11 protein-coding genes are annotated in these 12,928 nt (G+C 59.0%); 6 read left to right on the top strand and 5 right to left on the bottom strand.

All coding sequences use genetic code 11. The annotated features are described in order from the left end of the window. Window positions 1-276: 276 nt before the first annotated feature. Both ABFT80_RS05245 and ABFT80_RS05240 read left to right on the top strand, forming a co-directional pair. Window positions 277-1,353, top strand: coding sequence for a CobW family GTP-binding protein (locus tag ABFT80_RS05245; RefSeq protein WP_347970766.1), 1,077 nt, complete (start codon window positions 277-279; stop codon window positions 1,351-1,353). 124 nt (window positions 1,354-1,477) lie between these two features. Continuing rightward, window positions 1,478-2,452, top strand: coding sequence for a WD40 repeat domain-containing protein (locus ABFT80_RS05240; protein WP_347970765.1), 975 nt, complete (start codon window positions 1,478-1,480; stop codon window positions 2,450-2,452). Between the two features lie 232 nt (window positions 2,453-2,684). On the opposite strand, the gene ABFT80_RS05235 is transcribed toward ABFT80_RS05240, so the two are convergent. Continuing rightward, complete coding sequence (locus ABFT80_RS05235) at window positions 2,685-3,137, bottom strand: hypothetical protein (RefSeq protein WP_347970764.1); 453 nt, start codon at window positions 3,135-3,137, stop codon at window positions 2,685-2,687. 120 nt (window positions 3,138-3,257) lie between these two features. Between ABFT80_RS05235 and ABFT80_RS05230 the strand changes: the two genes are divergently transcribed. The 3 genes from ABFT80_RS05230 to ABFT80_RS05220 are packed head-to-tail and all read left to right on the top strand — an operon-like array spanning window position 3,258 to window position 7,410. Further along, complete coding sequence (locus ABFT80_RS05230; RefSeq protein WP_347970763.1) at window positions 3,258-4,646, top strand: glutamine synthetase family protein; 1,389 nt, start codon at window positions 3,258-3,260, stop codon at window positions 4,644-4,646. 59 nt (window positions 4,647-4,705) lie between these two features. After that, window positions 4,706-5,941: a putative DNA modification/repair radical SAM protein gene (locus tag ABFT80_RS05225; protein ID WP_347970762.1), complete on the top strand. Its 1,236-nt coding sequence runs from the start codon at window positions 4,706-4,708 to the stop codon at window positions 5,939-5,941. Further along, entirely contained in the window at window positions 5,941-7,410 is a 1,470-nt protein-coding gene (locus tag ABFT80_RS05220; protein ID WP_347970761.1) for a UdgX family uracil-DNA binding protein, read from the top strand. The genes ABFT80_RS05225 and ABFT80_RS05220 overlap by 1 nt, the downstream gene beginning before the upstream one ends. Before the next feature lie 5 nt (window positions 7,411-7,415). Here the strand turns inward: ABFT80_RS05220 and ABFT80_RS05215 are convergent, their stop codons facing one another. The 4 genes from ABFT80_RS05215 to ABFT80_RS05200 form a co-directional block, all read right to left on the bottom strand. Next, window positions 7,416-8,690: a glycerate kinase type-2 family protein gene (locus tag ABFT80_RS05215; RefSeq protein WP_347970760.1), complete on the bottom strand. Its 1,275-nt coding sequence runs from the start codon at window positions 8,688-8,690 to the stop codon at window positions 7,416-7,418. After that, window positions 8,687-9,196 (bottom strand): heme-degrading domain-containing protein, encoded by a 510-nt coding sequence (locus ABFT80_RS05210; RefSeq protein ID WP_347970759.1) that lies wholly within the window; start codon window positions 9,194-9,196, stop codon window positions 8,687-8,689. Before ABFT80_RS05210 ends, ABFT80_RS05215 begins: the two co-directional genes overlap by 4 nt. Before the next feature lie 89 nt (window positions 9,197-9,285). Beyond that, a complete protein-coding gene (guaD, locus tag ABFT80_RS05205; protein WP_347970758.1) occupies window positions 9,286-10,608 on the bottom strand; it encodes a guanine deaminase in 1,323 nt (440 codons plus the stop codon). A 2-nt stretch (window positions 10,609-10,610) separates the two neighbouring features. Then, window positions 10,611-11,828, bottom strand: a complete 1,218-nt coding sequence (locus tag ABFT80_RS05200; RefSeq protein WP_347970757.1) for a urate hydroxylase PuuD — start codon at window positions 11,826-11,828, stop codon at window positions 10,611-10,613. A 142-nt stretch (window positions 11,829-11,970) separates the two neighbouring features. Here ABFT80_RS05200 and ABFT80_RS05195 point away from each other — a divergent pair, with 142 nt between their 5' ends. Beyond that, window positions 11,971-12,891, top strand: a complete 921-nt coding sequence (locus ABFT80_RS05195; protein WP_347970756.1) for a LysR family transcriptional regulator — start codon at window positions 11,971-11,973, stop codon at window positions 12,889-12,891. The last annotated feature ends 37 nt before the right edge of the window (window positions 12,892-12,928 follow it).

Genomic DNA, 12,928 nt, shown 5'->3' with positions numbered 1-12,928 from the left:
TGCTGTCGGGTCCGATTTGGAGCGACGAAGAATAATCCCGGTCGCGCTGTTGGCAATCCGTTTCCGCCCGCCGTCACCCACACTATGAGCCGGCTGCGCGGAAATCCATGCCACGCTCATTGCATGCATACATAACAGTTAGATGACAAAATAAATTTGCAGGGGCAGCAGGCACCACATTTCATGCCCTGCTCTTGTCCTTGAGCCTAGATTCAAACGTGCAAAACCGTTTTGCCCGTCCTATATGGTGGGCAACCAACCCCTTCGAGGAAGACCATGAGCGAGACACAGAGCCAGATACCGGTAACCGTTTTGACGGGCTATCTCGGATCGGGAAAAACCACGCTTCTCAACCGCATCCTGTCGGAGAACCACGGCAAGCGTTATGCGGTGATCGTCAACGAATTCGGCGAGATCGGCATCGACAACGATCTGATCGTGGAATCCGACGAGGAAATCTACGAAATGAACAATGGCTGCGTGTGCTGCACGGTGCGCGGCGACCTTATTCGCGTCGTCGAGGGCCTGATGCGCCGCCCGGGTCGCTTCGATGCAATCATCGTCGAAACGACCGGCCTCGCCGACCCTGTGCCGGTCGCGCAGACCTTCTTCATGGACGACGACGTGCGCTCCAAGACCAAGCTCGACGCGGTCGTCGCGCTGGTCGATGCAAAACATCTTCCGTTGCGCCTGAAAGACAGCCGTGAGGCGGAAGACCAGATCGCCTTCGCCGACGTCATTATCCTGAACAAGACCGACCTCGTTACGGAAGAGGAATTGCGCAACGTCGAGGCGACGGTCCGCGCGATCAACCCCGCAGCCACGATCCATCGCACGACGCGTGCAGGCGTGCCGTTGGAAACCGTTCTGGACCGTGGCGCCTTCGATCTGAAGCGCGCGCTGGAAAACGATCCGCACTTCCTCGAAGCACATGATCACGACCATGACCACGATCATGAATGCGGCCCGAACTGCGATCACGATCATCACCACCATCACGGCCACGACCATGGGCATGACCATCATCACCATGGCGAGGCGTCCGCCATCCATGATGTGACGGTGCAGTCCGTATCGCTGCGCGGCGGCGAGATGGACGACAAGAAGTTCTTCCCCTGGATCCAGAAGATCACCCAGATGGAAGGCCCGAACATCCTTCGCCTCAAAGGCATCATCGCCTTCAAGAACGATCCCGAGCGCTATGTCATTCAGGGCGTTCACATGATCATCGAAGGCGACCACCAGCGCGCCTGGAAAGAAGACGAGCGCCACGACAGCCGCCTCGTCTTCATCGGCCGCGATCTCGACGCCGAACGCCTGAAGCGCAGCTTCGAAGCCTGTCAGGCGGCTTGAAACCAGCGCCAATCTGCCGCTTATTTACTGCCCCTCATCCGCCTGCCGGCACCCTCTTCCCCGTCCTTACGGGGAGAGGGTAAGGGTGAGGGACAGCCGAAATCTCGAATGGAATAATTCGCCCATGCCCACAGTCGCCCCTTTCGACCTTGAAGGTCACTGCATCGCAACGGCCTTTCTGGGCGACATTCCATTCTTCGCAATGGCTGACGGCGTGGTTCACCGCCTCGATCACGGCCATAAGCACATCGAAGCCCATGACGGGCTGGCCAGCGTCGTGCTCGACGCTTCGGCCAAGCGGCTGATCACCGGCGGCGAGGATGGCAAAATCGCTGCGCTTTCGGCGGACGGATCGATCCAGATACTGGCAGAAGCCGGCAAGAAATGGATCACCAGCGTTGCTGCCGGTCCACAAGGCATTATCGCCTATGCAACAGGCAAAAACGCCTATGTCCGTTTTGCAGACGGCAAGATCAAGGAATTCACACATCCGCGCTCGGTCGAGGGCCTTGCCTTTTCGCCAAAGGGCGTGCGTTTCGGCGTCGCCCGCTACAATGGCGCGACGCTGCATTTCCCGGCCACCGAGGGCAAGCCGACCGAACTCGAATGGGCTGGCGCTCACACGGCCATCATGTTTTCGCCGGACGGCAATTTCGTCATCACCTCCATGCAGGAAAATGCCCTTCACGGATGGAAGCTGGCCGACGGCAAGCACATGCGCATGACCGGCTATCCCGCCAAGGTCAAAAGCCTGTCCTGGAGCGCCAAGGGCCGCTGGCTGGCAAGTTCCGGTGCACCGGCGGCAATTGTCTGGCCGTTTTCCGGCAAGGATGGCCCGATGGGAAAAGCCCCGCTGGAACTCGGCACACGCGGCAATGCGATGGTCACAGCCGTCGCCTGTCACCCCGGCGAAGACATCGTCGCCATCGGCTACAATGACGGCATGATCATCGCCGCCCGCTTCGCCGATGCCAAGGAAGTCCTGTTCCGCCGCGCCGGCAAAGGCGCAATCATCGCCATGGATTGGGACCGCCAGGGCCAGCGCGTCGCATTCGGCTCGGATGCAGGCGATTGCGGTGTGATCGATATTTCGGGGTAGAGCCCTTCATTTTTAGATAGAACCGCTGGCGGGACAGCGCCCCCCTCTGTCCTGCCGGACATCTCCCCCACAGGTGGGGAGATTACGCTAACATTAAAGCGCGGCACCAATTGCTGACGTCGCAGAATGAATACCGAGAGTTGTGTCAGCCAATCTCCCCACCTGTGGGGGAAATGTCCGGCAGGACAGAGAGGGGCGCCTCGTGATTCCATCAAAACAGGAACCGCTCCATTTACTCCGCCATACACTCCACCGCGCCCTCGATCTTCACAGTCTTTGCCATGCTGTCCTTCGCGTCGGTCATGTCGTAGACCTCGGCGACATAGCGCCCTTTGAAAATCCCTTCTTCCGACAGTTCGGTCTCGATCAGAAGTTCGACATAGCCATGCGGCTTGTCACCCTCCCGCTCTCGGTAAAGGCGCAGCTTCAATTCCTTTTCGTCGTGCCAGTTCTGGGCGAGATGCGCGCGTTCGAATGCAATCTTGCGCAAATCCGCGTTGATTTGCGGGTCGGCAAGCGTCAGTTCCGCGCCAAAGCTGAAGAAAGCCCCGCCCATGCCCCGGCTTGTGGCACCATTCAGTTCGAGCCTGGCCTTGCCGTCATCGACGCTGCATGAAATCCCGCCGGACGCCATTGCCGGTGCTGCAAACATCAAACCGATCCCGGCCAATAAAACACGACGCATTCGAAACCTCCGCTTCATAACCCTTGTCTGAATACCAATTGTTTCGGCATCGTGGCACACGTCTTGATATTGCAGGAGCGCTTTCGGCATGAGACAAGCGTTATGCAACAGAGCGAAATCATGACTTCACCGACCGGTTCGACCATCGCCGAGGCAAATTCCTTCCTCGAAGCGCACCCCGAAATAGAAGCCTTCGACATCGTGCTGACCGACGCGAACGGCGTCGGGCGCGGCAAGATCATCCGCCGCCACGAACTGCCGGGCATTTACGAGGGCGGGCGGCATATGCCGATCTCGATCCTCGGCCTCGACATCACCGGCGAGGACGTTCACGAAACCGGCCTGATCTGGGATTCGGGCGATGGCGACCTGCGCGCATGGCCGATACCCGGCACGTTGAAGCCACTTTTCGGCACCAACCCGCCACGCGGGCAGGTGCTGATGTCGATGTATCACCTCGACGGCGCGCCGATGACATCGGACCCGCGCCATGCGCTTGTTCGCCAGATCGCAGCGCTTGAAGCAAAGGGCCTGCACCCCGCAGGCGCGTTCGAACTCGAATTCTTCCTGCTGGCCAATGAGCGCGATGCCGATGGCCGCGTCCAGCCCGCATCCGCCGTGCTCGACGGTCGCATTAGTGGCAAGACCGAGGTCTATTCGGTCGATCATCTTCACGGCATGGAGCCGCTTTTCTCCGACATTTACGCCGCTGCGAAAGCGCAAGGCATTCCGGCCGAAACCGTCATTTCGGAATATGCGCCGGGGCAGTACGAACTGACCCTGCATTACCGCAAGAGCATCCTGCAAGCCGCCGATGATCTGGTTTTGTTGAAGCGTATCGTGCGCGCTGCTGCGCGTCGTCACGGCGTAACTGCCTGTTTTATGGCAAAGCCCATCGAGAAATATGCAGGCTCCGGCATGCATCTTCACGTGTCGATGCAAAATGACGAAGGCAAGAACGTTTTTGCCGAAGTCAAAGAAGGGGAATGGGCACCTGCGCTGCTCCATTCGCTCGGCGGGCTTGCCTCCACTATGGCCGAATCCATGCTGGTTTTTGCCCCGCACGCCAATTCATGGCGCCGCTTCGTCGCGCAATCTTACGCGCCGGTCGCACCCACATGGGGCGTAAACAACCGGTCGGTCGCTCTGCGCGTTCCGGCCGGAAACACAGCGAACCGCCGCCTTGAACATCGCCCTTCAGGCGTCGATGCAAACCCTTATCTCGTCGCCGCGACTGTTCTTGCAGGCATAGCGAAGGGATTGGACGAAAAGCTCGATCCCGGCCCGGAAACAACCGGAAATGGCTACGAGGCACCCGCTTCCGCCGAAAACGCCATGCCATCCGACTGGCGCACCGCAATCGAAGCCGCCCGCGCTTCAACCTTCCTGAAGCACGCGCTGGGCGAAGATTTGCACCGCACCTTCACCGAGATAAAACACGCCGAATATCTGCGCGTCGCCCGCACGGTCAGCGAACTCGACTACCACCTTTACCTCCACGAGGTTTAAACGGCAGAGGCATAACAATTGTTATAGCCTCCACACACGAAAGAACATACCATGAACAAATGGCCGTTCTTTCGACACGTCAAAAACTTGCGATTCTCTCCGATGCAGCGAAATACGATGCGTCTTGCGCGTCGTCAGGTGCTGGCGGTCGCAACTCTCTGAAATCCGGCGGTATTGGCTCAACCGAAGGCATGGGCATCTGCCATTCCTATGCACCGGACGGACGATGCATCTCGCTACTGAAAATCCTTCTTACTAATTTCTGCATCTATGATTGCAGCTATTGCATCAACCGTTCGTCCTCGAACGTCGCCCGCGCGCGCTTCACGATAGATGAGGTGGTCAGTCTCACGCTGGAATTTTACAAGCGCAACTATATCGAGGGGCTGTTCCTATCCTCCGGCGTCATCCGTTCGCCTGACGAGACGATGGGCGAAATGGTGGAAATCGCACGGCGTTTGCGCGAGGAGCATAATTACGCCGGTTACATCCATCTCAAGACCATTCCCGAATGCGCGCCGGAGCTTACCGAACAAGCTGGGCGCTACGCAGACCGATTGTCGATCAATGTCGAACTGCCGACCGATGAGGGCGTAAAACGCCTCGCGCCGGAAAAGAAGCCGGAAACGATCCGCCTTTCCATGGCCAATCTGCGCGCTAAAATCGAGGAAAAGGCAGAGCCCGCGCCTTTCAGCAAAAAGAAGCAGCGTTTCGCGCCGGGTGGCCAGTCCACTCAAATGATTATTGGCGCGGATGCCACCGCGGATGCAGGCATATTGAAGGCCAGCGCGCGGCTTTACGGCAGCTACCACCTGCGCCGCGTCTATTATTCCGCCTTCAGCCCGATCCCCGATTCGTCCTCCGCCCTGCCTTTGCGCAAACCGCCCTTGATGCGCGAACACAGGCTTTATCAAGCCGATTGGCTGATGCGTTTTTACGGCTTTGCCGAAGGGGAAATTCTGCATGGCAGCGCAGATGGCATGCTCGATCTCGAAATCGACCCAAAACTCGCCTGGGCTTTGCGCAACCGCGCGATTTTTCCGCTGGACGTGAACCGCGCAGACCGCGAAATGCTGCTGCGCGTGCCAGGTCTCGGCACGAAAGCGGTCAAGCGCATTCTCGAAAGCCGCCGCTATCGCCGCCTGCGGCTTGAGGACGTTGGCCGTCTTTGCGCATCCGTCACCAAAGTCCGACCCTTCATCGTTGCTGAAGGCTGGTCGCCCGGCACGCAGACCGATGAGGCGCATCTTCGCCAGCGGCTCACACCGCCCGCCCAGCAACTCTCGCTGTTTTGATGAACACCGCCCGCGAACTCGGCTTTGCCCGCTACACTGTCAATCTGCAGAGCGAAACCGATTTTGCAGGCTGGCGCGATGCGGCCCGCCGATTGGTGCTCAACGACATCACGCCGCACGATATTTCATGGGAAATTGCGCCGGGCGTGGCCTCCGGCCTTCCTGAAATCCCCGAAGGCGCCGCGCTCAATGTCCGCCAGGAGTTCATCGCGCGCGCCGAAGCCGTAATCTGCAATTCCGACTCCGAGCGCTTTTCGTTTCTCTATCGGCTGCTCTGGCGCATGCGTACCGAGCCGGATCTCGTCAGGATCGCTTCTGACCCGGACATTCGCCGTTTCGAAACTATGGACAAAGCCGTTCGGCGCGACATTCACAAGATGCGCGCTTTCGTGCGGTTCAGAAAAATCGGCGACGCCACGCCGGAAAAATACGTGGCATGGTTCGAGCCGGCGCATTTTATCGTCGAGCGCAACGCGCCATTTTTCGTACGCCGCTTCACCGGTATGAACTGGACGATCCTCACCCCGCAGGCATCCGCCAGTTGGGACGGCGAAACGCTGACGATCGGCCCCGCCGCATCGAAGAAGGACGCGCCGACAGAGGATGCCGCGGAAGAGCTCTGGCGCACCTATTTCCAGAATATCTTCAATCCCGCCCGCCTCAAGGTGAAGGCGATGCAGGCTGAGATGCCGAAGAAATATTGGCGGAACCTTCCCGAGGCCTCGCTCATTCCCGGCATGATAGCCGGAGCGGAGGAGGCCGCGAAGGAAATGGTTGCCAAAATGCCCACCCAGCCCGCGCCGCATCATGCGAAAATTCAGGCGAAACACTGGCCGAAATCCGATGGTCCCGAAGAAAAGGACGACGGAGCTGATGCGACATCAATTTCCGAACTACGAAAGGCTGCAAGCGGCTGCAAACGTTGCCCGCTTTGGCGCGAAGCGACGCAGACCGTGTTCGGCGAAGGCCCCGACGATGCACGCGTGGTTTTCGTCGGCGAGCAACCGGGCGATCAGGAGGACATTGCGGGCAAGCCATTCGTCGGCCCGGCGGGCAAGGTTTTCGATGAAACGCTTGAACTGGCCGCACTCGACCGCACGATCGTATATGTGACCAATGCGGTAAAACATTTCAAATTCGAGCCACGCGGCAAGCACCGTCTGCACAAGAAGCCGAACGCCGGAGAGGTTCAGGCCTGCCGCTGGTGGATCGACAAGGAACTCGAAATCCTCAAACCTGACCTTGTCGTAGCGCTCGGCGCGACCGCCGCCCAATCGCTGTTAGGCAGGGCTATTCCGGTCACAAAAATGCGCGGCGAAGTCGTGACCCGTGACGACGGCTTGGCTGTGTTCCTGACCATCCACCCGTCTTTCATACTCCGCATCCCCGACCCTTCCGATGCACAGGCTGAGCGCCAACGGTTTCTGGCCGATATGAAAGCGGTGAAGCGGTTAATGGCGGCCAATTAGGCAACCTACCTGATCAAAATAGCCCGAAGATCATTCACATTCGTCCCCGTTGGTCCCGGAACGAAAAGATCATCGACTGTATCGAAGGCCGTCCAAGCATTGTTTGCGGCAAGAAGTGCCTTGGCGTCGGCACCCGCTTTGCGCATGCGAACGGCAGTACTGCCATCTGCGAAAGCGCCGGCATTGTCTTCCGAACCGTCGATGCCATCCGTATCCGCGGCCAATGCATCGATCCCGGAAACGCCATCTATCCCGATAGCAAACGCCAGCAGGAACTCGCTGTTGCGGCCGCCCTTGCCTTTGGCTTTCAGCGTCACGGTCGTCTCGCCACCTGACAGGATGAGCACCGGTTTTTTGAAGGGCCGGTCGCGAAGCGCGACTTCACGCGCGATTGCCGCGTGAACCGACCCGACTTCGCGCGCCTCGCCTTCGATCGAATCCGAAAGGATGACAGTCTCGATGCCCTGCGCTTTTGCAAGCGCTGCCGCTGCTTCCAGCGAGACGGCAGCCGACGCAATCAGCCGCACTTCGTGATTTGCAAAAACCGTATCGTCGGGTTTCGGTGCATCTGCCTTGGCGGATTTGAAATGCGCCATCACCGCCTCCGGCAGTTTCATGCCGTAAGTCTCGATGATCTTCAGCGCATCCGCCCGCGTTGCATGATCGGGCACCGTCGGGCCGGAAGCAACGAGTGCGGGATTGTCGCCGGGAATATCGGAAACGACGAGCGAGACCACGCGGGCCGGATGCGCAGCCGCGGCAAGCCTGCCGCCCTTGATCCGCGAAATGTGCTTGCGCACAGCATTCATCGCCGAGATCGGCGCACCGGACGCCAGCAGCGCCTCATTGACTGCGATTTCGTCCTGAAGCGTCAAGCCTTCCGGCGGCGCAGGCAACAGTGCCGAACCACCGCCGCAGATAAGCGCGATCACCAGATCATCTTTGCTAAGACCGGCAACCTGATCGAGCAGCAGTTTCGAAGCCTTGAGGCCCGCCTCGTCCGGCACCGGATGCGCCGCCTCGATGACCCGGATGCGCTCGCAAGGGGCCGAATATCCGTAACGGGTCACGACCACGCCTTCGAGCGGTCCGTCCCAGGCTTTCTCCAATGCAGCCGCCATTTGCGCAGCCCCCTTGCCCGCGCCGACGACGATCGTGCGGCCTTTCGGCTTTTCGGGCAGATGGTCCCGGATGGTTTTTTCAGGGTCGGCAGCAGCAACCGCCGCTTCAAAAATGGAGACGAGGAAGGTTTTGGGATCGAGTTCGCGTGTACCGCTCATGACTTGGATGCCTCGGCTGGCAAAGCCAATGCCGCATGGTCCACTCCCAGATGCTCGGACAGAGCCCGAACCACCACTTCGTGATCCTGCCTTTCAGGCAGGCCTGAGACGGCAATGCAACCGATAACCCCCGCACCCCTGACCGTAATGGGAAAGCCGCCTCCAGCCAGCACATAGTCGGCTATGTCCAGCCCCTCTCCGGGCTTGAACGTGCGGTCGGGCCGTTCCTGCTCTAGCACCATGCGGTAAGTGCTTTTCAGGAAGCGCTTTACGACATTGATCTTCCGGCGTGCCCAGTCCGGGTTGGACGCGTTCGAGCCCGGCATCGCAGCGTAAAACAGCGGCCGGTCCCAGGTGCGGATATCCACGATGATGCCGAGACCGTCCTTCAGCGCCCGGTCGCGGATCCTTGAGCCGATGGCGAAGGCTGCAGCCTCGTCGAAGGCTGGAAACACCAGTTCCCCCTCCTGCCGGATGATGATCTGGATTTCGTCAGCAACGCCCAATTCTTCCTCCACGATTCAGCAAAGCCCATAATCGATGCCGTGGTTTTATGGCATGATGACCATGGGTCAAGTCCGGATCAGGGCCCGGATCAGGGAAGGAGCGATTCCAGCGTGGTTTTCGAGGGTTTTCCGGCGACGTAGACTTCAGCGATTGCCCGATCGTCACCGAGCGTCTGCAGCATGAAAAGCTCTTCAGTCAGCGATTTGATCGTCTCCATGCGAAGGCGCATTCCGGGCGTCGCACCGCTGTCAATCACCACGACATCGGCATCGGTTCCGGGTTCCAGCGTGCCGATCTTATCTTCCAGCGAAAGCGTCTGCGCGTTGCCCAGCGTGATTTGCCAGAAAGACGCCAGCGGATTGAGCTTTTCGCCATTCAGCGCGATCACCTTATAGCCCTCGTCCATCGTGCGCAGCATCGAGTAACTCGTGCCGCCGCCGACATCGGTCGCAACCGCAATGCGGATAGGCTTTTCGCGCTGCCGGTAGCGCTGATAATCGAACAGCCCGGAACCAAGAAACAGATTGGAGGTCGGGCAGAAAACCGCCACCGAACCGCTGTCGGAAAGCGCATCCGCCTCGCGCTCGCTCAAATGAATGCTATGCCCGAACAGGCTTTTGCGACCGAGCAGGCCGTAATGCTCATAGACATCCGTATAGTCCTTCGACCACGGATAAAGCTCCTGCGTGAACGCGATTTCCGCATGGTTTTCGGAAAGATGCGTCTGCATATGAAGATCAGGATGCTCGCGCATCAGCGCGCCTGCCATCTCCATCTGCTCCGGGCTGGAGGTGATGGCGAAACGCGGCGTCACCGCATAATGCTGACGGCCCTTGCCGTGCCATTCGCCGATCAGCGCCTTGCTGTCGTCATAGCTGGATTGCGGCGTGTCGAGCACGGCCTCCAGCGCGTTGCGATCCATCATCACCTTACCGGCGATGTTCAGCATGTTGCGGCCATGACTTTCTTCGAAGAAAGCCTCGACCGACTGCTTGTGCACCGAGCAATAGGCGACGACGCTGGTCGTGCCGTTTCGTATCATTTCTTCCAGAAAGAGCCGCGCAATGCGCCTGCCATGCTGGGCATCACGGAACTTGGCCTCTTCGGGGAAAGTGTAGGTGTTCAGCCAGTCCAGCAACTCGGCGCCGTAGGATGCAATGATCTGCATCTGCGGCATGTGAACATGGCAATCGATGAACCCCGGCAGAATGAGATGCGGGCGATGGTCGATGATTTTTACGTCCGGCCCGGCCTTCGACGAGACATCTGCGAACGTCCCGGCGGCAATGATCTTGCCCCCGCCGACAAGCAGCGCACCGTCTTCTTCATACACATAAGATGCGGCATCGTCGCCGCTATCCGGCCAGCGAACGAACGACAAGGTGCGCCCGCGAAGGATGATATTCGTCATGCTCATTTCCGTGAATCTTCGAACCAAGCGACCAGAAGCGCGCGCTCCTGCGTCGTCATCTGGGTCACATTGCCGGGCGGCATTGCATGGCTCCGGCCCGCCTGAAGGTAGATCTCGCGGGCATGCTCCGCGATGGTTTCGTCCGTCTCCAGCACCACGCCCTTGGGCGTGTGATACATGCCCTCATATCCGGGCGTCGCCGAATGGCACATCGCGCAACGGCCGAGAACCGTGTCGCGCACAGCAGGGAAATGCGTCGAGGCAATCAGCGTCTGCGTGCTCGCCGCGACCTTATCTTCGCCAACCAGAATCTTCGGCACGGTCGACAGCCACATGATGATGATGAACAGAATGCCCGCGGCAAGCCATGTCCATGTCGGATTGCCCTTACGTGCATGCAGAGAGTTGAAATAATGCCGGATCAGCACGCCGATGATGAACACCAGCGAGGCGATGACCCAGTTGAACTGCGTGCCGAACGCCAGCGGATAATGGTTCGACAGCATAAGGAACAGCACTGGAAGCGTCAGGTAATTGTTGTGAAGCGAGCGCTGCTTGGCGATCTTGCCGTATTTCGGATCGGGCTTGCGACCGGCGATCAAATCGGCAACGACGATCTTCTGGTTCGGGATGATGACCATGAAGACATTCGCCGACATGATCGTCGCGGTGATTGCGCCAAGGTGCAGGAATGCAGCGCGCCCGGTGAACAGATGCGTCAGGCCCCACGCCATGAAGACGAGGATCACATAAAGCAGAAGCATCAGCGCGGTGTCGGCCTTGCCGATCAGCCAGCGGCACAGAAGATCGTAAACGAGCCAACCGCCCGCCAGACAGGCCAGCGAAATCAGGATGCCGACCGGCACGGAAACATCCAGCACATTGCGGTCGATCAGAAAAAGATCGGCGCCCGCATAATAGACGATGGCAAGCAGCGCGAAGCCTGAAAGCCACGTCGCATAGGATTCCCATTTGAACCAGGTGAGATGCTCCGGCATTTCCGCCGGCGCGACCAGATATTTCTGGATGTGGTAAAAACCGCCGCCATGCACCTGCCACTCTTCGCCAAAGGCGCCCTGCGGCAGGTCTGGCCGTTGGCGAAGCCCAAGGTCGAGCGCAACGAAATAGAAAGACGAGCCGATCCATGCGATTGCCGTGATGACATGCACCCAGCGCACGCCGAAAGCCAGCCAATCCCAGAAAATCGCTAAGTCCATCATACGCCTGGTCTCACCCTCTTTATATTCGGACTTTACGGCCTGTACCGCAAACCGAAAGAGGGGGAGCACACGATGACTTTCAAAAAAAAATGGAAAATAGTAAGAGTTACCTCAACATTGCCTACGGAAACAGAAAGTACGAATGGCTTATCTGGATAACATCTCGGTTTTTGTACGCGTGGTCGAACTCGGCAATCTGTCGGCAGCAGGCCGCGACATGCGCATTTCACCGGCGGTCGCGTCCAACCGCATCAAGGAGCTTGAAAAGCATCTTGGCGTGCGGCTTTTCAACCGCACGACGCGCCAATTGATGCCGACCGAGCAAGGCAACGTATTCTACACCGGTGCGAAGCAAGTTCTTGAAGCGGTAACGGAAGCGGAGGCTGCCGTCAGCGCGCTTTCGGGCCAGCCGCGCGGCACGATAAAGGTGACTGCCCCGCTTGGCCTTGGCCGCCGCCTGATCGCTTCGGGCATTCCCGATTTTCGAGACAAATATCCCGACATAGAAGTGCGTCTGCGCCTGTCGGATCACAATGTCGATCTGATGAAGGAAGGCATAGATGTCGCCTTCAGGCTTGGGCTTCTGGAGGATTCCAGCCTGCGCATGCGCGGCGTCATGGAATGCGAGCGCGTGCTTGTCGCTGCCCCGAAATATCTGGAAACACATGGCGAACCGCAGACGCCGCAGGATCTGATTTCGAAGAAGCACGACTGCCTGATGCTGCGTTATCCCGGCATGATCGAGCATTATTGGACGCTGATGACGCCGGAAGGTCCGCAGAAATTCGAAGTGCACGGCCCGTTCGATTCCGACGATGGCGACGTGCTTACCGGCTGGGCATTGGCCGGGCGCGGCATCATCAACAAGCCGCGTTTCGAGGTCGAGCCCTTTATTCGCGACTGGCGTCTGAAAATCATCATGCCGGATACACCACCGACCCCGGTACAGCTCGCAGCGCTCTACCCGCACAAGAAATTTCAGGACCCGAAAGTCCGCCTGCTGCTCGACTTCATGGCGGAACGCTGCCAGCGGCTGATCAAGGAAATCATGGCCGGAAAATAGTCGGTGCAGGTGGTTGGAAAATCATCCCGGGGCTCCA

The sequence above is a fragment of the Foliimonas ilicis genome, from assembly GCF_039939195.1.
GTDB classification, from domain to species: domain Bacteria; phylum Pseudomonadota; class Alphaproteobacteria; order Rhizobiales; family Rhizobiaceae; genus Foliimonas; species Foliimonas ilicis.
This window is presented reverse-complemented; position numbering and strand designations above follow the sequence as displayed.